Here is an 18,924-nt window from a genome sequence, read left to right on the forward strand (position 1 = left end):
TCCTCGAAAGGCGGGTAAAGGAAAAGCAATTCAGCAGGAATCAGACTTGGAGGACGATTTATGGGAAAGGTGTTTGGATTTTTAAAAATATACAGGGTTGCCGTCATTGTCGCTCTTTCATTGATGCTGACGGAGCTTGCGGTTGAGCTGCTTCAGCCGCTTTTGATGGCCAAAATCATTGATGAAGGAATCATGAAGAAGGATATGGATGAGGTCCTGATTTGGGGAGGGGTCATGGTTGGCATCTCGCTGATTGCCTTCGCGGCCGGCATCATCAATTCCTTTTATGCTGCGCATGTCAGCCAGAGCTTCGGCTTTGATATCAGGAAGAGTGTATTCAGGAAAGTGCAATCCTTCTCGTTCGCCAACTTTGCTATGTTTCCGGGCTCCTCTCTTATCACGAGGATGACCAATGATGTCACATTGCTCCAGAATATCGTCTTCATGAGCCTGCGCATCATGATGCGTGCCCCGCTCCTGGTTATTGGAGGCCTGATCATGGCGTTTGTTGTCAATGTGAAGCTCGCTTTGATTCTGAGTGCGGTTGTTCCATTTTTATTTATTTTCCTCATTTTTATTATGAATAAAGGCGGAGCCTTGTTTAAAAAAGTTCAGGAAAAACTGGATGACGTCAATAATGTCATGCAGGAAAATCTGGCTGGCATCAGGCTCATTAAAGCGTTTTTGCGCAGGAATCATGAAAGCGAAAGGTTCACAGAGGTAACAGGGGACCTGAAGGATCAGACTGTTTTTGCTCTGCGGCTGATGGAAGTGACGATGCCGATGCTTCTTTTGATCATGAATATAAGCATTATCGGTGTCCTCTGGTTTGGAAGCATCCAGGTGGATGACGGAAGCGCCAAAGTCGGGGAAGTGGTTGCTGTCATCAACTATGCCACAAGAATTACGGGTGCTCTTTCAATGCTTTCTTTTATCATCATGGCCTTTTCAAGGGCGAAAGCCTCGGCCGGCAGGATTGCCGATGTCCTGAATACAGAAGTGGATCTGAAGGATTCTGAGCAGGCCCTGGCTGGATTTGAAATTGAGGGAGGAGAAATCGAGTTTGATTCTGTGAGCTTCCGTTATCCAGGCACAGACACAGTGGTGCTTGACGGTGTATCCTTCAAAATAAAGGCCGGCGAGACGGCAGCCATCCTCGGTGCCACAGGTGCCGGCAAATCATCTCTGTTTCAGCTGATTCCCCGGCTGTATGACGTGACAGGCGGAACCGTCCGGATTGACGGCCAGGATATCGGCCGGGTCAAACTGGATGATTTGCGCAAGCAGATCGGCTTCGTCCCGCAGGAAGCACTGCTCTTTACAGGAAGCGTCCAGGAAAATATCCGCTGGGGAAAAGAAGATGCGACCCCTGCAGAGGTGGAGGAAGCGGCAAAGAAGGCCCAGATTCATTCTTCCATTGAAAGGCTCTCCGCTAAATATGACACGAAGATCGGGCAAAAGGGCGTCAACCTTTCAGGAGGGCAGAAGCAGCGCCTTTCCATCGCCCGGGCCCTTGTCCGCAAGCCGAAGATACTTCTGCTGGATGACAGCACAAGTGCTTTGGATTTGAAAACAGAGGCAAAGCTGCTGCAGGCATTGCGGACGTATACCGCGACTACGCTGATCATTACGCAAAAAATCAGTACAGCGATAGAATCGGACCATATTCTGCTGCTTGAAGACGGCAGGCTGATTGCCGAGGGAGACCACGAAACACTTCTGAGGGAATCGGAGCTGTATCAAAAGATCTTCAGGTCACAGTTCGGGGAGGAGGCGCTGGAGCATGTTCAGGGAGCTGACTGATCCATTCCGCTACAAGAAGATTGCTGTCCTGGAGAAAGAGAATCTCAAAAAGACAGCCGATGATGCAAAGAAACCAAAAGTAAAATCGAAGAACTGGGCAGGGACTCTCCGCAGGATCTGGAACTATCTCGCCGAGGAAAAAGGGCTCCTCTTCCTCGTCCTGCTCATGGTCATTCTCAGCAGTGTACTGGGGCTGCTAGGTCCGTTCCTCCTTGGGAGAGGGATTGACCAGTATATCGTTGAAAGAAGCAACAGCGGCTTTGCTGCCCTGCTAGCCGGGCTTGCTGCTATATATATTGTCTATTCTGCGTCCCTTTGGTTCCAGAACTATTGGATGATCGGGATTGCCCAGAACACAGTCTTTAAAATGAGGACCCAGCTTTTCCGACACCTTCACAAACTGCCGATTCCGTTCTTTGATAAAAGGCAGCATGGAGAGCTGATGAGCCGGGTGACAAATGATATCGAAAATGTCAGCTCCACGCTGAACAGCTCGGTCATACAGGTTTTTTCCAGTGTGCTCACCCTTGTTGGGACCGTAGGGGTCATGCTGTGGCTGAGTCCGCTGCTTACCCTGATCACCATGATCATTGTTCCGGTCATGTTTTATGGGATGAAGTGGATAACCAACCGGACGGGCCGGCTTTTCAAGGAGCAGCAGCGCAACTTGGGAGAGCTGAATGGCTTTGTCCAGGAGACGATTTCCGGCCAGCGGATCGTCAAGACTTTTTCCCAGGAAGACAGAGTGATTGAAGAATTCATCGGCAAAGGCGAAAAGCTGCGGGCCGCAGGATTCTGGGCCCAGACGTATTCAGGCTTCATCCCCAAGCTGATGAACATGCTGAATAATATGAGCTTTGCCATCATTGCAGGAGTGGGCGGCATTTTTGTCCTAAAAGGGATGATATCGATCGGCGTCATCGTCATTTTTGCCGAGTATGCCCGCCAGTTCACCCGCCCCCTGAATGACCTGGCCAACCAGTTCAATACCCTCTTGTCGGCTATCGCCGGTGCTGAACGGGTGTTTGAAATCATGGACCAGAAAGAAGAATTCGAGGATGAAGCAGATGCAGAAGAAATCAGCTTTATCAAAGGGGAAGTCGAGTTCAGGGATGTCTCTTTTTCTTATGAAAAGGGTGAGAATACAGTAACGGGCATAAATTTCAGGGCAAACACCGGGCAGACTGTGGCCCTTGTCGGCCCGACCGGCGCCGGGAAGTCTACGATTATCAACCTGATCTCCCGGTTCTATAATTATGACAGCGGAAGCATCACGATCGATGGCCGTGAGCTGAAAAAAATTAAGCGAGAAAGCTTAAGGCAGCATATGGCATTCGTCCTCCAGGATTCACTCCTGTTCCAGGGGACCGTCAGGGAAAATATCCGCTACGGAAAGCTGGATGCGACAGATGACGAAGTGGAAAAAGCTGCAAAAATGGCGAATGCACACTCGTTCATCATGAAGCTGCCGCAGCAGTATGATACCCTCCTGAAGGGGGACGCCAGCGGAATCAGCCAGGGGCAGCGCCAGCTTTTATCCATTGCCAGAGCTTTCCTTGCCGATCCTTCGATATTGATTTTGGATGAAGCAACAAGCAGCATCGATACAATTACAGAAATGAAAATCCAGGAAGCCCTCCAGACCTTGATGGAAGGAAGAACAAGCTTTGTGGTGGCCCACAGGCTGAACACCATCCAGCAGGCCGACCAGATTCTTGTCCTTGATGAGGGCAGCATCATCGAGAAAGGCTCCCATGAAGAACTTCTTGAACAGGAAGGATTCTACCATGGGCTTTACCACAGCCAGCTGAAGGAAGAGGCCATATAGGAAAAAGGTGCACGGCCGTTTGGGCTGTGCACCTTTTTTGTATTTCGGGGCGGGAGAGTTCTGTTCCTTCATTAATGTCTGTAGAAGGCAGAGCAAAAAAAGATTGTACTCCATTACCATTTCACATATAATTCTTAATAGGAAAAAGATTCAGAATAAAAGGGGGAATTTGTTTGGAAGGTTTTGTTAGCCAATTAAACGGCATTCTTTGGAGTACACCGGTCATTTATATCTGTCTTGCCGTCGGACTCCTGTTTTCCGTGTTAACCCGTTTTCTGCAGGTCAGGCACATTAAAGACATGGTGCTGCTCATGTTCAAAGGCAAAAGTTCCGATGCGGGCGTTTCTTCTTTCCAGGCCTTATCTATTGCTCTTTCCGGCCGCGTGGGAACTGGTAACATCGCTGGTACCGCTACAGCAATAGCTATGGGCGGACCTGGTGCCGTCTTTTGGATGTGGGCAATTGCATTCATCGGTGCAGGAAGCGCCTTTGTGGAATCGACTCTTGCACAAATCTACAAAGTAAAACAGGATGGCTTATACCGCGGGGGCCCTGCTTATTATATTGAAAAGGGCATCGGCATCAAATGGTTTGCAGTTTTATTTGCGGTGGCTGCCCTGCTGGCTATGTCAGTGCTAATGCCTGGCATCCAGTCAAATTCCATTGCTCTGGGCATAGAAAATGCATTTGGTGTTAATGTATATATCACTGGCGGCATCATTGTCGTCCTTCTTGGACTGATAATCTTTGGCGGGGTAAAAAGGATTGCAACGGTTGCTCAATATGCTGTTCCATTTATGGCGGTAGGGTATATCCTGGTGGCCTTGATTATCATTGCCATGAATATCGGCGAGCTTCCAGGCGTATTCTCTCTCATCTTCAGGAGTGCTTTTGCCGCAGATTCCATGTTTGGCGGAATTGTCGGCAGTGCGATCGCCTGGGGTGTGAAAAGGGGAATCTATTCGAACGAAGCCGGCCAGGGTACAGGTGCGCATGCTGCTGCGGCTGCAGAGGTATCACACCCGGCAAAGCAGGGGCTTGTCCAGGCCTTCTCTGTTTATATCGATACGCTTTTCGTATGTTCAGCAACAGCCTTTATGATTCTTTTCACCGGCATGTACAATACAGTCGGTGAGGACGGCACGACAATGATTGTAAACGGCCTTCCGGGAGTGGAAGCAGGCCCGGCATTCACCCAGGCTGCAGTTGACTCTGCACTTCCTGGCTTCGGTGCAGGATTTGTGGCAGTATCTCTATTCTTCTTTGCCTTTACAACAATCATGGCTTACTACTATATCGCCGAAACCAATATGGCGTATCTGATGCGCAATAAGGACGGCAGACTTTTGACTTTTCTTCTGAAGATTGTATTGCTGGGGGCGACTTTTTACGGGGCCGTCAATGCAGCAGATCTTGCCTGGGCGCTTGGGGATGTCGGGCTCGGCCTGATGGTATGGCTCAATCTGATTGCCATCCTGATCCTTGCCAAACCGGCACTCATTGCCCTCAAGGATTACGAAGCACAGAAGAAGCAGGGTCTTGATCCGGTCTTCAACTCGAAAAAACTCGGCATCAAAAATGCCGAGTATTGGGAAGAGGAATATGTGCAGCAGGATGAAAGAGTTTCATAAATGGAAAAAGGATGCCCTGGATGGTGAGCAGTCCCGTCTTGGTGGAGAAACATTTGAAATAGCACACTAATGAACAGGCCAAATCTCATATGATTTGGTCTGTTGTTTTTTTTGTGTTTTTATGATTTTTAACGCATGAATGGACAAGCAAAATTACATCCAATGTGATAATGACTATTTTTAAAAAACAGGAAGCCTTATCCTTATTTAAGTAATCAGCAAGCATCAAAATAAGCGGAGATTTTCCGTTTAAGCTGCATGGCACGGTAGGTTGATATAGGCGATGTTTCGGGACAGCTGCCAACATAGGCAGCTGTTCTTATTCCATAAAAGAGGCAGAATACTTCAAAAAAATATATGGGATTTTATGGTATAGTTTGATAGGTAAGGGGGTTAGAAATGTATAGAAAAAAATACATATCATTAATGCTGATTTTCGCATTAACAGCTTGTACTCAAAGTCCTGATTTTGAGTTGTATGAAGGAAAACCTTTAAAAATAGCGGTGGTTGGAAAACGACCAGAAGTAAATGAAAAACAAGTGATGTTTACAGAGATCGCATTTGATGAAATGGCAAGTGAAGAACTGAAATATTTTGACGCAGTAGTTATCAGGGAAAATAACCTTTTAGAGGCTGCTGAAAGCCAATATGCAGATGTTTACCTAAATTCTACAATTCCATTCTTTTTTATATCAGCTAATAATCATATCCCTTTCTCCACAAAAGAAACAGAATATAATGAGTCTTGGAATTGGACTGCTGGTCAAAGCTATGCTGTTGGGGTTCTTACATTAAAAGAAGATGAGTCGTTAAAAAGCTGGGAATTCGGTTTGTATAATGATAGAAAAACAGATGAACACATAAAAGAAATATATTCAAGAATATTTAAATCGATTGATGAACTTAATCAATAATATAAAAAAGATCTATGAATAAATTCACTTGAAGCAACGGGTGCTTATGTTCCAGATCAGTGACCAACCTGGCAGTCTTTTTATGTGACAAACGAAGCAGGATACTTGAACCAAAAATATAACTTGGGGGTATAGTTATGTGGTTAATATTAGGGGTTTTTGCAATAGTATTAACTGTTATAAATCTTTCTTTGTATGCAGCAGGAAAGGATTATAATCTTGCTATGGCGATGGCATTATCATTTACAGCATTAACAATTTGCGCAGATTACAGTTATTTAACTCGGTGGGTAAATGCGGAAGATTGGGCGGCTTTATCGGATGTAATACCTGGTATGGCAAGGGCATTTTGGTTTCTGACAATTGTTTCTATCTTGCTGAATATAGCACCTATATTCTTAGAACGAAAACGTAAGAAATAATGACTTATTATGTAAGTCTTTATGTATGACTAACGGGTAAAAAAGAACGCTTGGAATATCCATAATCCAAGCGTTTTTCTATGCTCTTGCATTGTTATTTATAGTGCTGAACAAAGTGCATCTTAGTGTATATTTTACCTTTTCTAACAGTGGAGTAACTATTTAACTTTTTGTTCATTCCTTTTCTAGTCTATAGCTGTAAGGGAAGCTTCCGGTTTGCCGCGAAGGCTTTTTCTTTGCCGCTGTGCCTGAAGGCGGGTAAACAGGTAGCAGCCAAGGATGACGATCATGCCTCCGAGAAACTGGATTGCTTCAAGCTTTTCTCCGAGCAGCAGAAAAGCCAGGATAGCAGTGAAAACAGGGTTGAAATTCAGGAACACCCCTGCGGTGACAGCCCCGATTTTCTGGACCCCTTTATTCCAGAGCACCATGCATACAACGGTTGAAATGAGTCCGGTATAAAGCATGGATCCTGCAAAGGACAGATCAGGATTTTTGATTTGGAGATCAGAATAGCTGAATGGAAGCAGGATGGCCAATCCGAAGATCCCTGAATAAAAGGTCGACAGGATTGGAGAAGTATATTTTCCGGCCCACTTGCCGAGGATCGAATAGATTCCCCAAATGCACACCGCTGCCAACATCCATAAATCTCCTTTATTAAACGTCAAAGACAGCAGCATTTCCAGATGGCCTTTGGTAAGGACAAGCAGGACGCCGAAGAGTGAAAACATCATGGTCAGAATCTGCGGCAGGTTAATTCTGTCTTTTAAAAAGATTGCTGAAAAAACAGCTATTGAAATAGCGTTAAGCGTTGAAATCAGTCCGACATTTGTGGCCGTTGTTTCTTCCAGCGCCCAAAATTGAAAGATATTGAACAGCACTACACCTGTGATGCCCATCAGAATCAGCGGGACAAGCGATTTTGCAGGAGGCAGAAGCTTTTTTTCCTTCCGCAGCACGATAGGCAACAGGAAGATAACAGCAATGATCCATCTAAATGCGGTCAAGGCCACAGGGGAAGCATGCTCCACAAGCGACTTGCCTACAACAAAATTCCCGCCCCACAGCAGGGAGGTGAGAAGCATCAGGCATACATATAAAGCTGGCATAGGAGCAGCTCCTTCGATAGTTATTGAATTAATTTTAACATTTTCTCTTTGTGTTTTAATGATTATTTCGTACAATAGAGTAAATATGAAATTTTATTAAGAGCAATTGTGTTTTTTGTGAATGAAATTAAATTAAGGATAGACTTAAACGGAGTTGGCGGAATAATCATAAGGAGGCTGTAAGATGGAATCGATTGTGAACAAGGTGCTGGATGACGTGGACTTAAAAATCCTTGATCTGCTCCAGAAGGATAGCCAAATAAGCAACGCTGAGCTTGCCAGGAGGGTCAGCCTGTCTGCCCCCGCCATTCATGGGAGGGTGAAGCGGCTTGAAAATGAAGGCTATATCGAGAAGCAGGTGGCAATTTTAAGCCAGGAAAAACTGGGCTTTGATCTGCTCTGCTTTATTTTCATCAGCACTAACATCCATCAGGCGGAAAAGCTGGAAGCACTGGAGGGCACGCTGGTGGATATGGCTGAGGTGCTGGAATGCCACTGCCTGACAGGAGAATATGATTATATCTTAAAAGTGGCCATCAAAGACCGGAAAGGGCTGGAACAATTCATCCGAAAGCTGAATCAGCTCGGAATCACGAAGATACAGACAAGCCTCTCCTTGAGGGAAGTCAAATATTCAACGGTACTGCCGATTCTGCCTGGAGGGGAAACATCAGTCTGATTCAAATTGCGGGTTCTACAGGCTGAATGTCTATGCTAAAATAAAAGAGAACAATTGAATAATAGAATTATCACTAGGGGAGCCTGCAAGAGGCTGAGATCAAGCATTTGAGACCCTTTGAACCTGATCTAGTTCATACTAGCGTAGGGAAGTGTGCGGACGGTTATAAAAAGTACATATTTTTTTAGCCATAGATCATTAATCAGCCACTTTCCTGCGCAATGGGGAGTGGTTTTTTTGCGTCGTTTACAAGGTTGGCCCAGCAGGGATAAACTGCAGCTCCACGCCATTTCTGCAGGACAGCCGGCGGAGGAATTTATCAGGATAGCTTCAAGCATCTCGCGGAATGTGGACTATATTCATATCAGGGAGCATCACCTGACAGCGGCTGACATCTACGAGATGGGGAGAATTCTGCTGGAAAAGGGAGTCCCGGGGGAGCAGATCATCATTAATAACAGAGTGGATGCAGCGGCCGCATTGGGAGTGAAGGGAGTCCAGCTCGGCTATCACAGTCTTCCGGTACGGGAAGTGCGGATAACATTCCCTGGCCTGCTCATCGGAAAATCCGTCCACTCAATTGAAGAAGCTGTTCAGGCAGAAGAGGATGGCGCAGATTATGTCATGTATGGCCACTGTTTTCCGACCAGTTCCAAGCCAGGTATGGAGCCAAGGGGCCTCTCCAGCCTTGAGGAAATGACAGGAAGGCTTTCTATTCCGGTGATAGCGCTCGGGGGAATTTCTCCTGACAATATGGAACAGGTGATAAGGGCCGGAGCTTCAGGTGCTGCTGTACTCTCGGGAATTTTTAAAGCCGTCAGTCCGGAGGAGGCAGCCGGCGCATATAGGGTTGCACTGAACCGGGGAGGAGGCAGATATGAAGAAAGTTTATGATGTGATCATTGCCGGGGGCGGCATTATAGGGTGCTCTATCGCCTATCAGCAGGCGAAGCTTGGCAAGCAGGTGCTCATTCTGGAAAAAAGGGAGCTGTGTTCTGAAGCTTCTTCTGCCGCAGCCGGAATGCTCGGTGCCCAGGCAGAAATAGATGAGAATCTATCAATGCTGAAGCTGGCCCTGAAAAGCAGGGCCATGTTCCCTGACATCATCCAGGAGCTTGAGGATCTGACAGGAATCAGCATCGGCCTTGTTAATGAAGGAATGATAAAAATTGCTTGGGATGATACAGAGGCAGAGGTCCTTCAAAAGCAGGTCAGATTCCATGAAGAGTGGGACGGACAGGTAAGGTGGATGGACCAGGGAGAAATCTGCGAAAGGGAGCCCCATCTCTCCCGGGGGCTCGCAGGGGGTATGCTGATTCCGAATGACGGCCAGCTGATCGCACCGAACCTGGCGCGGGCATTTGCGGTGGGGGCAATGGCCCGAGGTGCAGTTGTGCTGGAAGGGACGGAGATCGAAGACTTCATATTTGATAAAGAATCCGTCGAGGGTGTGATGACCAGCAAAGGAAGTTTTTATGGAGAAACCGTGATTGCTGCCGCAGGTGCCTGGACGGGGAAGCTGCTGAAAAAGGCAGATCTTGAGCTTCCTATTTTTCCTGTGAAAGGGGAGTGCCTCTCGGTCATTCCTGAAGGGCCTTTGATACGGTCGACGATCTTTTCCGATTCTGGCGGGTATCTTGTGCCCAAGAAGGATGGCCGCCTGATCATAGGTGCAACAAGCTATGAAAATGAGTTCAATCCTTCCGTTTCGTTTGGCGGAGTCAGGATGCTGGCCGAACGGGCCTATAAGCTGCTGCCCCAGCTCGCATCGGCACGGTGGGAAAAGGCATGGGCAGGAATCCGGCCGCAGACAGGTGACGGCCTTCCCTATATCGGCTGGCACCCGGCCTATAAGGGCCTGTTCATTGCAGCCGGCCATTACCGGAACGGCATCCTGCTCAGCCCAATCACGGGAAAAATGGTTTCTGATTCTATTGAAGGAACCGCAGCCGCAGAGGATAAGGAGCTTTACAGAGAATTTGAGATTGAGAGAGGTTTGAAAAAAGTGCAGGAGGGGTGGATTCGTTGAAGCTTCATGTGAATAGCAGTGATATCCTGGTGCCTGGCACCGTCAAGTCGGTAGGGGATTTACTGGAACATTTGAAACTGAATCAAAAGGCGGCGATTGTAGAATTGAACGCCGCTATTTTGGAAAAAAGCCAGCATGCTGAAACAGAGCTTGCAGAAGGTGATCGCATAGAAATCGTACATTTTGTAGGAGGCGGATGAAATGCTGAAAATCGGAACATATGAATTTAACTCAAGGCTATTGCTCGGAACAGGGAAGTATCCGGATTATGAAACGCAGAAAATGGCGGTCAAAGCATCACATACAGAGGTGCTGACTTTTTCAGTACGCCGCATGGATATTTTTGACCCGGAACAGCCGAATCTGCTGGAGGAGCTGGATGTGGAAAACTACAGGCTGCTCCCCAATACGGCGGGTGCAAAGACAGCAGAGGAAGCAGTCCGTACGGCAAAACTGGCCAGGGCTTCAGGCCTTTGCGACATGATCAAAGTCGAGGTGATCGGCGATATGAAAACACTGCTGCCGGATCCGATTGAAACCTTGAAGGCGTCCGAGGAGCTCTTAAAGGAAGGCTTCATTGTCCTTCCGTATATTTCGGATGATGTGATGCTGGCGAAAAGGCTGCAGGAAATGGGCGTGCATGCCATCATGCCGGGAGCATCGCCAATCGGCTCAGGCCAGGGAATCATCAATCCCCTCAATCTCAGCTTTATCATTGAACAAGCTGAAGTCCCTGTCATAGTCGATGCCGGGATCGGCTCCCCTGCAGACGCGGCCCTGGCGATGGAGCTCGGAGCGGACGGGGTCCTGCTGAACACGGCTGTTTCGGCCGCCAAGGATCCGGTCAAGATGGCCGAAGCAATGAAGCTTGCCGTGGAGGCGGGGAGGCTTGGCTATGAAGCCGGACGCATGCCAAAGAAAAAGTATGCTTCTGCAAGCAGTCCGATGGAAGGATTGAGCACTGTTTGAACGGCAGATACTCCAGGCAGGAGCTCTTTGCCCCGATCGGCGCCGAGGGGCAAGAGAACTTAAGCCGGAAGCATGTTCTGATCATCGGTGCCGGGGCACTCGGGAGCGGCAATGCCGAAGTGCTTGTGAGGGCTGGAGTTGGTAAAATTACCATCATTGACCGCGATTATGTAGAGTGGAGCAATCTGCAGAGGCAGCAGCTTTATACAGAGGAGGATGCGGCGGGGAGGGTCCCGAAGGCAATAGCTGCAGGCCGCCGTCTTCAGTCGGTCAATTCATCGGTTCAGATTGAGAGTATCGTAGGTGATGCCGGGCCTGAAGAGCTTGAGGCTCTCGCTGGCAGCATCGATCTGATCATGGACAGCACCGATAATTTTGACACGAGGATGGTCATCAATGACATTGCGGCCAAGCACTCAGTCCCATGGATCTACGGAGCCTGTGTAGGAAGCTATGGCATCAGCACAGCCTTCCTGCCCGGAGAAACACCCTGCCTCAGCTGCCTGCTTGAACAGGTGCCGATCGGCGGGGCGACCTGTGATACAGCGGGGATCATTGCTCCCGCAGTCGGGATGACCGTCGCCTATCAGACGGCCGAAGCGCTGAAAATATTGGTTGGAGATTTTAAGTCGGTGAGGCGGAAGCTAGTTACCTTTGATTTGTGGGAAAACCAGTTCTCAGCGGTGTCTACTAGCGCTTTGAAAAAAGAAGACTGCTCTTCCTGCGGGGTGAATGCTGTGTATCCTTATCTTGCTTACGAAAACAGGATGAAGACAGCGGTTTTGTGCGGGAGGAATACCGTTCAAATCCGGCCGGGAGCTGGAGTCGTGCTTAGCCTGGATGCTGCAGCAGAGCAGCTTCGGCTTGCAGGCGGGATAGTAGAAAGAAATCCATTCCTGCTTTCTTTTGAAAAAGACGGTCAGCGGCTTGTTCTTTTTAAAGACGGACGGGCGCTGGTTCACGGAACGAAGGATATCCAGGAGGCGAAGCGGGTTTATCATCGGTATTTGGGGTAGATGGGGGCTGAATCGCAGATTTGGCTGCTTTTTCTATGAGGATGGGGTTAGCTGGGGTAATTCAGGGGAGGATATTTGCGAGTTCTGGATTTTATTTGCGGGAATTTGGATATATTTGCGAGTTTCGCTCTTTATTTGCGACTTTTCAATTATATTGGCGAGTTTCTGGATATATTTGCGACTTCCCCAGGTTGCGGGTTTATGCGGTCAACCGGATATTAGCAACTTTTGGATTTTATTAGCAACTTCTCTGTTTTATTAGCAAGTTTTCAATTTTACTAGCAACTTCGGCTTGGCCCCCTAATTTTCACACACAATCTCCGTTTTCCTAACGCTACCTTAGTTTTTCATTTTTTCTATAAGGAAATGGCCCCCACTTGGCTCCTGTAGTCATTTTACATGCCTAGGTTGGCTTGACATGGAGCCTCTCCACGCATAATTCTCGCACCAGGAAACCAGCTGTTCATACCACTGGATTCACCGAATAAGGTTATTATGCGTGGCTCTCCATATCAAGCCGTGCACAGATGGGATTCCCTTCTTTCCTCTAATAGGGGACCCATTTCCTTCCCTATAAATTGACTACCATACCAGGTTCTAGGCCTGTGCTCTTGAAACTTTCCAAGAATTGAACAGGGGAACGCTGCTTTAAGCTACCGTGATACCTTCTGGCATTATAAAAATCCATAAATTGATCAATGTAGTAATAGGCTTCCTCAAAAAATTCCATATCATATCGGGAATAACATTCCCGTTCAATGATGCTATGAAAAGATTCAATATACGCATTGAGATTTGGAGACTTCGGTGGAATTCTCTCGTGATACACTTTATTGTCAGCACAGAACTGCCCAAATTTAATGCCCGTAAATTGGGGGCCATTATCACTCCGAATGATGATGCTGAAAGCATCTTCTTCCCCTTCCTCAGGGATAGGCACCTCGCGGTCTAATACGGCTTGTTCAAGCATCGCTGTGATCTGGTCTGCTTTACAGTGCGGACCTCGATAGTACCCGACAATCTGACGGTCAAATACATCAATGGCGCTTGCCAGAAAAAAGAAGCGCCCACTTCCTTTTAGGGAGCCATACTTAATATCTACTTGCCAAAGTTGATTGGGACCTGTGATTTCATGTTTCTTGGATAACCTTTTGGGAAATGGAGAAGGGAGATTTCGTCTATCTGCTAAAATATCCAATTTCACGCATATCCGGTATACCTTTTTATGATTGATGACTAGCTGATGCTCTTCATTTAAGTACTTGGTCAATTTTCTATATCCGTATGCCCCTACTTCTCCCTCAATTGCTTCAGATAAAAATTCCTCAATTTGCTCGTCAGGGACTGCCAGTCCAGATTTAGTAAGTGAATATCCTGGAGTGGGTCTGCCTCGTTTACTTCCTTCCACTTTCTTCGAATTCCTTTCGATTAGATAATAGTAATATAAAGACCTTGTGATACCGAGTATTTCAAGTGATCTCTTGATTCCGAAGCCTTCCTCTGCCCAGAGACATGCTTCTTCTAGCCTTTCTCTTACTGAGATGGACTTTTTTTTAACAAGCTTCTCAACATGGCTATTTCTAACTCTTTCTCTCCAACAAGACGCATCGCTTGCTCATATTTATTTCGCATTTCATTTAGAGAAGGTGTCTCTGGCAAGATAGCTGTGGTAACGTCTTCTGACTCCATCTCCTCACGAATTTCCATTTCATATTCATTCATCCATGTCTTTAAAGTACCTCTGGAAATCCCAGCTTGATAAGCAACGGAAGTCTGCTTCCCTGTTTCAATGGCCATTCTCACATACTGTTTCTTTACGTCCTCAATTACTTGTATTTTTTTCTTCGCCATGGCTGTTATTTCGCCTCCTTAAATTAAGGATGGACACATTGAGTAAAGTGTAACCTAAGGCTCAACCGTGTCCAAATTAATTAGGGGGCCAAAAAGACTTTCCCCATATACTAGCAACTTCCCCATTTTATTAGCAACTCGCCCCTCCAACAGCCAATAAAAAGGAGCCCTGCCGTCGCAGAGCTCCTTTCTTTTCGCAAGTTAACCAGATTCCTGCGCCAGTCTCTCCTGAAGTCGCGAGTTTCAGCAGGTACAGCGCTGGAAGTTTGTAAGCTTACATCAGGTTTTCGAGTTCAAGACCAAGGTCAAGATCTAAACCTAATGAGGAGAAATCTTCCTCTTCATATTCGCTGGACATGCCTGCAAGGTGAAGGCCAAGCTTTGCCCATAAAATAGCTTCTTCTTCATCGCTTAAAGAGGCAAGTCCCAAATCAGTCATTGCATCCAGGCGGGAAGCAGAGTAATCTTCGTCATCATTATTCATGGCAGAAGCTGAAAGTCCAAGCTTGCTCCAAAGACCTGAATAATCTTCATCGTCTTGTGAAAATAAACCAAGATCGTTCATCAGATCAAAACGGGCAGAAGACTCATCATTTTCGTCATTGTTCATTGTAGAAGCATTCAAGCCTGTTTTGTTCCAAAATGAAGATTTATCTTCGTCATCTTCAGAAACGAAACCTAAATCATTTAAAAAATTTAAGCTGGCAGAAGATTCTTCATCATCCTTGTTCATCGCAAAAGCGTTCAAACCAGTGTTATTCCAAAAAGAAGTCATTTCATCTTCGTCTTCAGAAACAAAACCAAGCTTGTTCATTGCATCAAGATTAGCAGTAGATTCTTCGTCATCCTTGTTCATCGCAAAAGCGTTCAAACCAGTGTTATTCCAAAAAGAAGTCATTTCGTCTTCGTCTTCAGAAACAAAACCTAGATTGTTCATTGCATCAAGATTGGCAGAAGATTCTTCATCATCCTTGTTCATCGCAAAAGCGTTCAAACCAGTGTTATTCCAAAAAGAAGTCATTTCATCTTCGTCTTCAGAAACAAAACCGAGCTTGTTCATTGCATCAAGATTGGCAGAAGATTCTTCATCTTCAGAAGTCATCGCACCAAGATCCAATCCAGTGTTCAGATCAGCAGAAGACTCTTCGTCCTCGTCTTTGTTCATAGCAGAAGCATCAACATCAGTATCCGCCCAAAGAGAAGATTCTTCATCTTCAGAAGTCATCGCACCAAGATCCAATCCAGTGTTCAAATCAGCAGAAGACTCTTCATCCTCGTCTTTGTTCATAGCAGAAGCATCAACATCAGCACCTGCCATAAGAGAAGACTCATCGTCAGAAGTCATCGCACCAAGATCTAATCCAGTGTTCAGATCCGCAGAAGACTCTTCGTCCTTGTCTTTGTTCATAGCAGAAGCATCGACATCAGCACCTGCCATAAGAGAAGACTCATCATCAGAAGTGGAAGCACCGAGATCAAGATTGGTTCCAAGATTGGCAGAAGATTGCTCTTCTCCGTTGTCTTCACTTGAGGACGATTGTACATCTGCGTTTGTGTTTGCATCTAAAGATGAACCTTCTTCAGAGCTTTCGAGTCCCAGACCCAGGCCGAGATTGGTATCCAGGCTGCTTGAGTCTTCGGATTGTTCATGTCCATCGGAATTCACACTTTCTTGTCCATTAGCTGTTTTGGCAGCTGTTTCACCGTTTTCAGATGAACTTTCTGATACAGACTTAAGATTCAGGTTGGCCTTTAAGTTTGAAGTGAGTGAGGAGCTGTCATTCTCCTCGCTTGAATTCAAGCTTGTCAGTAGATTGGTTGAAAGTCCAAGTGAATTTTGGTTAGTGTCTTCAGATGCCAGAGTGTAGGAGCCTCCTGCAAAAAGACCTGCTGCAGCAAAACCTGTGATCGCTAATGTTTTCAATAAGTGTTTGTTTTTCAATTGAATTCTCTCCTTCTTCTTTTTAGTTTTTTATATAAAAACGTGTAAGAAGAAGGTTGTTTGCGGCGGCTGTGAAGGAGGAGCATTTAACCATTGATCATGGAAAAAAGCAACTGCACTATATCTGGCCGCTTTTTCAGACATTGCATCAATCATAGGAACACCGGCAAAGTATATGGAAGGGAGTGCTGCCCCGCTTGATGCGGATTGTCCTCCGCTTGCTGTAGTGCTGGTGCCATTTGTTCCGCTGTTGGCAGGTACGTAGGCAATTGCGGCTTGTACCGGCTTTTCAGCTGGTGCCTTATCAGTGGCCTTGTTTTGGAACTTGTTTCCGCTTTCAGCAGAAGGCGCTGTTCCAGACTCTGCTGAAGAACCGAAGAACTGTTCAGAAGCGTCTGCTGCCAAAGGTTCTGGCTGAGACAATCCATCAGTTGCAACTCCATCAGACTTGACAGGTGTTTTATCATTAACCGAATCTGGCTCTGTTTGATTGGCCGGTGTGTCTGCTGCCGCCATACCATCCGGGATGTTTGTATCAGCAGGTGTTGTAATGCTGATAGAATCGGTCCTGCCATTATCGGCAGACGGCGTATTCACCTTGGTGGAATCCCCCGCTCCAATATCAGCCGCCGGAGTTTTAACAGAAATAGAATCAGACACATCTACATCTGCGGCCGGAGTATTCACTTTGATGGAGTCGCCCACTTCGGCATCGACAACCGGAGTTTTAACAGAAATAGAATCAGACACATCTACATCTGCGACCGGAGTGTTCACCTTGATGGAATCGCCCACTTCGGCATCGACAACCGGAGTTTTGACGGAAATGGAATCGGAAACGCTGGCTTCGGCAATCTTTGCGTCCACTTTTATGGAAGGGTCCTCGGAAAGGTTAATATTCACCAGGGATTTTTCTTCCGCATTTTCGTCCTTTTCCACAGTGATGATTGGCTTTGTCACCGTCTTGACTGTTTCTTCTACTGCACCGGTCACTGTGCCAAGAAGAGAGGCATCTTTTGGTTTGGCTTTGTCATTATTCTGTTGTCCGCTTTGATCCTGGCTTTTCTCGCTTCGCTGCAGGGGGACCGTTTCTTTAACGGTGCTTGTGACTTTTTCTGTCGCAGAGCCCAGCAGCCCGTCCGCCAGTGCAGTCGAAGGGATGAAGCAGAAAGCCGCAAGAACAAAGGCTTGTACGAATCTGGCTGACACTCGAATCGCTCACCTCCTTTCAAAATTCCGCCTGAATTGGAACTTATTCCATCCTTTTGTACCCGGCGGAAATGCTTATAAACTTTTCGGTGTTCTGCTGAACTAACGAAAAAGAATTCGTTTTGGATCACTTTTTCATAAAAAAAATTTGAAGTTTTTTAGAAAATCCTTTTAGGAGTAAGGGACTGGGATGATGGGCATATTTGGAAAGCGATAAGTAAAATAAAATATTCCTGCCAAAAAAATTTTGGAATACTTTTCTGAAAAAACATGTTCCCTTCCTCAGGTAATAGGGTATATCCAAATAGATTCTGGATAGGAGTGTGAGAGATGAAAGCCGTAACTTACCAAGGTTCCAAAGATATTCAAGTCAAGGAAGTTGAAGATCCAAGGATTGAGAAAAATGATGATGTTATTGTCAAAATAACTTCCACAGCGATTTGCGGGTCAGATCTGCATATCTACCAGGGAAATATGCCCCTGAGGGAAGGCTATATTATCGGACATGAACCGATGGGCATTGTTGAAGAGGTTGGCCCTGAGGTTACGAAGGTGAAAAAAGGGGACAGGGTTGTCATTCCTTTTAACGTTTCCTGCGGGCAGTGCTTCTTCTGCCAGCATGACATGGAAAGCCAATGCGATAATTCCAATCCTCACCAGGATACAGGCGCTTACTTTGGCTATACAGAAAGATACGGAAACTACCCTGGCGGCCAGGCAGAGTATCTGCGCGTCCCTTATGGAAATTTTGTACCGTTTGTTGTACCCGAATCCAATGAAATGGAAGACGAGGAGCTGCTGTTCCTTTCCGATGTTCTCCCGACTGCTTATTGGAGCGTTCTTCATTCCGGCGTCAAAAAGGGTGACACGGTCGTCGTCCTGGGCTGCGGACCGATCGGCTTGATGGCCCAGAAATTCGCCTGGATGAAAGGCGCTTCCCGAGTGATTGCAGTCGACCATCTTGACTACCGCCTGCAGCATGCCAAGCTCGTCAATAAGGTTGAAACCTTCAACTTCAGTGAACATGATGATATGGGTGATTATCTGAAGGAAATCACAAGCGGCGGTGCCGAGGTTGTCATCGACTGCGTCGGCATGGACGGGAAGAAATCAGCGATTGAAAAAATCGAGCAAAAGCTGAAGCTTCAGGGAGGAACACTCGGGCCTATCCAGATGGCAACGAAGGCTGTCAAGAAATTCGGAACAGTCCAGCTGACCGGCGTTTACGGTGCAACCTACAATATGTTCCCGCTTGAAGCTTTCTTCTCCAGGAACGTAACGATTAAAACAGGACAGGCACCAGTTATCCATCTGATGCCGGAAATCTATAATATGATTGAAGAGAAAAAGATTGATCCGACCCACATTGTCAGCCACAAACTGCCCCTCGCAGATGCGGCACGCGGCTACCATCTGTTCAATGAACATGAAGACGATTGCACAAAGGTTGTATTGAAGCCATAAACAGCAGGCAGGTCCTTTCCGGGCCTGCCTTTCCTTTTGGCATTTTGCAGGATA

17 protein-coding genes and 1 riboswitch are annotated in these 18,924 nt (G+C 46.7%); of the genes, 12 read left to right on the forward strand and 5 right to left on the reverse strand.

Features of this window, described 5'->3' with window-relative positions; all coding sequences use genetic code 11:
• The first annotated feature begins 60 nt into the window (after nt 1-60).
• The 5 genes from RBB45_RS09890 (at nt 61) to RBB45_RS09910 (ending at nt 6,599) form a co-directional block, all read left to right on the forward strand.
• On the forward strand, nt 61-1,803 hold the full coding sequence (locus RBB45_RS09890) for an ABC transporter ATP-binding protein (RefSeq protein ID WP_009792275.1): 1,743 nt from the start codon (nt 61-63) through the stop codon (nt 1,801-1,803).
• Nucleotides 1,784-3,631 carry an ABC transporter ATP-binding protein gene (locus tag RBB45_RS09895; protein ID WP_148950556.1) on the forward strand — a complete coding sequence of 616 codons (1,848 nt, stop codon included), beginning with the start codon at nt 1,784-1,786 and terminating at the stop codon, nt 3,629-3,631. Before RBB45_RS09890 ends, RBB45_RS09895 begins: the two co-directional genes overlap by 20 nt.
• 173 nt (nt 3,632-3,804) lie before the next feature.
• Nucleotides 3,805-5,262, forward strand: coding sequence for an alanine/glycine:cation symporter family protein (locus RBB45_RS09900; RefSeq protein WP_101551830.1), 1,458 nt, complete (start codon nt 3,805-3,807; stop codon nt 5,260-5,262).
• Nucleotides 5,263-5,661: 399 nt separating this feature from the next.
• A complete protein-coding gene (locus tag RBB45_RS09905) occupies nt 5,662-6,177 on the forward strand; it encodes a hypothetical protein (protein ID WP_022543339.1) in 516 nt (171 codons plus the stop codon).
• 137 nt (nt 6,178-6,314) lie between these two features.
• The gene (locus RBB45_RS09910) at nt 6,315-6,599 is read left to right on the forward strand and encodes a hypothetical protein (RefSeq protein WP_009792269.1); all 285 of its coding nucleotides are present in this window, start codon (nt 6,315-6,317) and stop codon (nt 6,597-6,599) included.
• Nucleotides 6,600-6,784: 185 nt separating this feature from the next.
• Here the strand turns inward: RBB45_RS09910 and RBB45_RS09915 are convergent, their stop codons facing one another.
• Nucleotides 6,785-7,711, reverse strand: coding sequence for a DMT family transporter (locus RBB45_RS09915; protein WP_022543340.1), 927 nt, complete (start codon nt 7,709-7,711; stop codon nt 6,785-6,787).
• Nucleotides 7,712-7,895: 184 nt separating this feature from the next.
• Between RBB45_RS09915 and RBB45_RS09920 the strand changes: the two genes are divergently transcribed.
• The 6 genes from RBB45_RS09920 to RBB45_RS09945 all read left to right on the forward strand — a co-directional run bounded on the left by RBB45_RS09920 (nt 7,896) and on the right by RBB45_RS09945 (nt 12,404).
• Nucleotides 7,896-8,390, forward strand: coding sequence for an Lrp/AsnC family transcriptional regulator (locus RBB45_RS09920; protein WP_009792267.1), 495 nt, complete (start codon nt 7,896-7,898; stop codon nt 8,388-8,390).
• Nucleotides 8,391-8,455: 65 nt separating this feature from the next.
• Nucleotides 8,456-8,557: riboswitch (TPP riboswitch) on the forward strand.
• Nucleotides 8,558-8,618: 61 nt separating this feature from the next.
• Nucleotides 8,619-9,284, forward strand: coding sequence for a thiamine phosphate synthase (locus tag RBB45_RS09925; protein WP_101551826.1), 666 nt, complete (start codon nt 8,619-8,621; stop codon nt 9,282-9,284).
• Entirely contained in the window at nt 9,268-10,419 is a 1,152-nt protein-coding gene (gene thiO / locus RBB45_RS09930) for a glycine oxidase ThiO (RefSeq protein WP_129613591.1), read from the forward strand. The genes RBB45_RS09925 and thiO overlap by 17 nt, the downstream gene beginning before the upstream one ends.
• Nucleotides 10,416-10,619, forward strand: coding sequence for a sulfur carrier protein ThiS (gene thiS, locus RBB45_RS09935; RefSeq protein WP_009792264.1), 204 nt, complete (start codon nt 10,416-10,418; stop codon nt 10,617-10,619). Before thiO ends, thiS begins: the two co-directional genes overlap by 4 nt.
• A gap of 1 nt (nt 10,620) precedes the next feature.
• The gene (locus tag RBB45_RS09940) at nt 10,621-11,388 is read left to right on the forward strand and encodes a thiazole synthase (RefSeq protein WP_009792263.1); all 768 of its coding nucleotides are present in this window, start codon (nt 10,621-10,623) and stop codon (nt 11,386-11,388) included.
• Nucleotides 11,385-12,404, forward strand: coding sequence for a thiazole biosynthesis adenylyltransferase ThiF (locus RBB45_RS09945; protein WP_306009500.1), 1,020 nt, complete (start codon nt 11,385-11,387; stop codon nt 12,402-12,404). Before RBB45_RS09940 ends, RBB45_RS09945 begins: the two co-directional genes overlap by 4 nt.
• 571 nt (nt 12,405-12,975) lie before the next feature.
• On the opposite strand, the gene RBB45_RS09950 is transcribed toward RBB45_RS09945, so the two are convergent.
• From RBB45_RS09950 to RBB45_RS09965, 4 genes are all read right to left on the reverse strand, one after another.
• On the reverse strand, nt 12,976-13,947 hold the full coding sequence (locus RBB45_RS09950) for an IS3 family transposase (RefSeq protein ID WP_224952218.1): 972 nt from the start codon (nt 13,945-13,947) through the stop codon (nt 12,976-12,978).
• Nucleotides 13,938-14,255 (reverse strand): transposase, encoded by a 318-nt coding sequence (locus RBB45_RS09955; protein WP_224952183.1) that lies wholly within the window; start codon nt 14,253-14,255, stop codon nt 13,938-13,940. The genes RBB45_RS09950 and RBB45_RS09955 overlap by 10 nt, the downstream gene beginning before the upstream one ends.
• Before the next feature lie 274 nt (nt 14,256-14,529).
• Nucleotides 14,530-16,197 (reverse strand): hypothetical protein, encoded by a 1,668-nt coding sequence (locus tag RBB45_RS09960; RefSeq protein WP_306009501.1) that lies wholly within the window; start codon nt 16,195-16,197, stop codon nt 14,530-14,532.
• A gap of 30 nt (nt 16,198-16,227) precedes the next feature.
• On the reverse strand, nt 16,228-17,406 hold the full coding sequence (locus tag RBB45_RS09965) for a hypothetical protein (RefSeq protein WP_306009502.1): 1,179 nt from the start codon (nt 17,404-17,406) through the stop codon (nt 16,228-16,230).
• Between the two features lie 330 nt (nt 17,407-17,736).
• Here RBB45_RS09965 and RBB45_RS09970 point away from each other — a divergent pair, with 330 nt between their 5' ends.
• On the forward strand, nt 17,737-18,870 hold the full coding sequence (locus RBB45_RS09970) for a zinc-dependent alcohol dehydrogenase (RefSeq protein WP_009792256.1): 1,134 nt from the start codon (nt 17,737-17,739) through the stop codon (nt 18,868-18,870).
• Nucleotides 18,871-18,924 lie beyond the last annotated feature (54 nt).

This window comes from Bacillus sp. MMSF_3328, from assembly GCF_030733525.1.
Taxonomy (GTDB): domain Bacteria; phylum Bacillota; class Bacilli; order Bacillales; family Cytobacillaceae; genus Bacillus_AB; species Bacillus_AB infantis.

What these genes read in the sequence shown, in the direction of transcription:
- RBB45_RS09890 (WP_009792275.1), top strand. Translation starts at nt 61, where the DNA reads ATGGGAAAGGTGTTTGGATTTTTAAAAATATACAGGGTTGCCGTCATT.
- RBB45_RS09970 (WP_009792256.1), top strand. Translation starts at nt 17,737, where the DNA reads ATGAAAGCCGTAACTTACCAAGGTTCCAAAGATATTCAAGTCAAGGAA.
- RBB45_RS09955 (WP_224952183.1), bottom strand. Translation starts at nt 14,255, where the DNA reads ATGGCGAAGAAAAAAATACAAGTAATTGAGGACGTAAAGAAACAGTAT.
- thiO (WP_129613591.1), top strand. Translation starts at nt 9,268, where the DNA reads ATGAAGAAAGTTTATGATGTGATCATTGCCGGGGGCGGCATTATAGGG.
- RBB45_RS09940 (WP_009792263.1), top strand. Translation starts at nt 10,621, where the DNA reads ATGCTGAAAATCGGAACATATGAATTTAACTCAAGGCTATTGCTCGGA.
- RBB45_RS09915 (WP_022543340.1), bottom strand. Translation starts at nt 7,711, where the DNA reads ATGCCAGCTTTATATGTATGCCTGATGCTTCTCACCTCCCTGCTGTGG.
- RBB45_RS09920 (WP_009792267.1), top strand. Translation starts at nt 7,896, where the DNA reads ATGGAATCGATTGTGAACAAGGTGCTGGATGACGTGGACTTAAAAATC.
- RBB45_RS09905 (WP_022543339.1), top strand. Translation starts at nt 5,662, where the DNA reads ATGTATAGAAAAAAATACATATCATTAATGCTGATTTTCGCATTAACA.
- RBB45_RS09910 (WP_009792269.1), top strand. Translation starts at nt 6,315, where the DNA reads ATGTGGTTAATATTAGGGGTTTTTGCAATAGTATTAACTGTTATAAAT.
- RBB45_RS09895 (WP_148950556.1), top strand. Translation starts at nt 1,784, where the DNA reads ATGTTCAGGGAGCTGACTGATCCATTCCGCTACAAGAAGATTGCTGTC.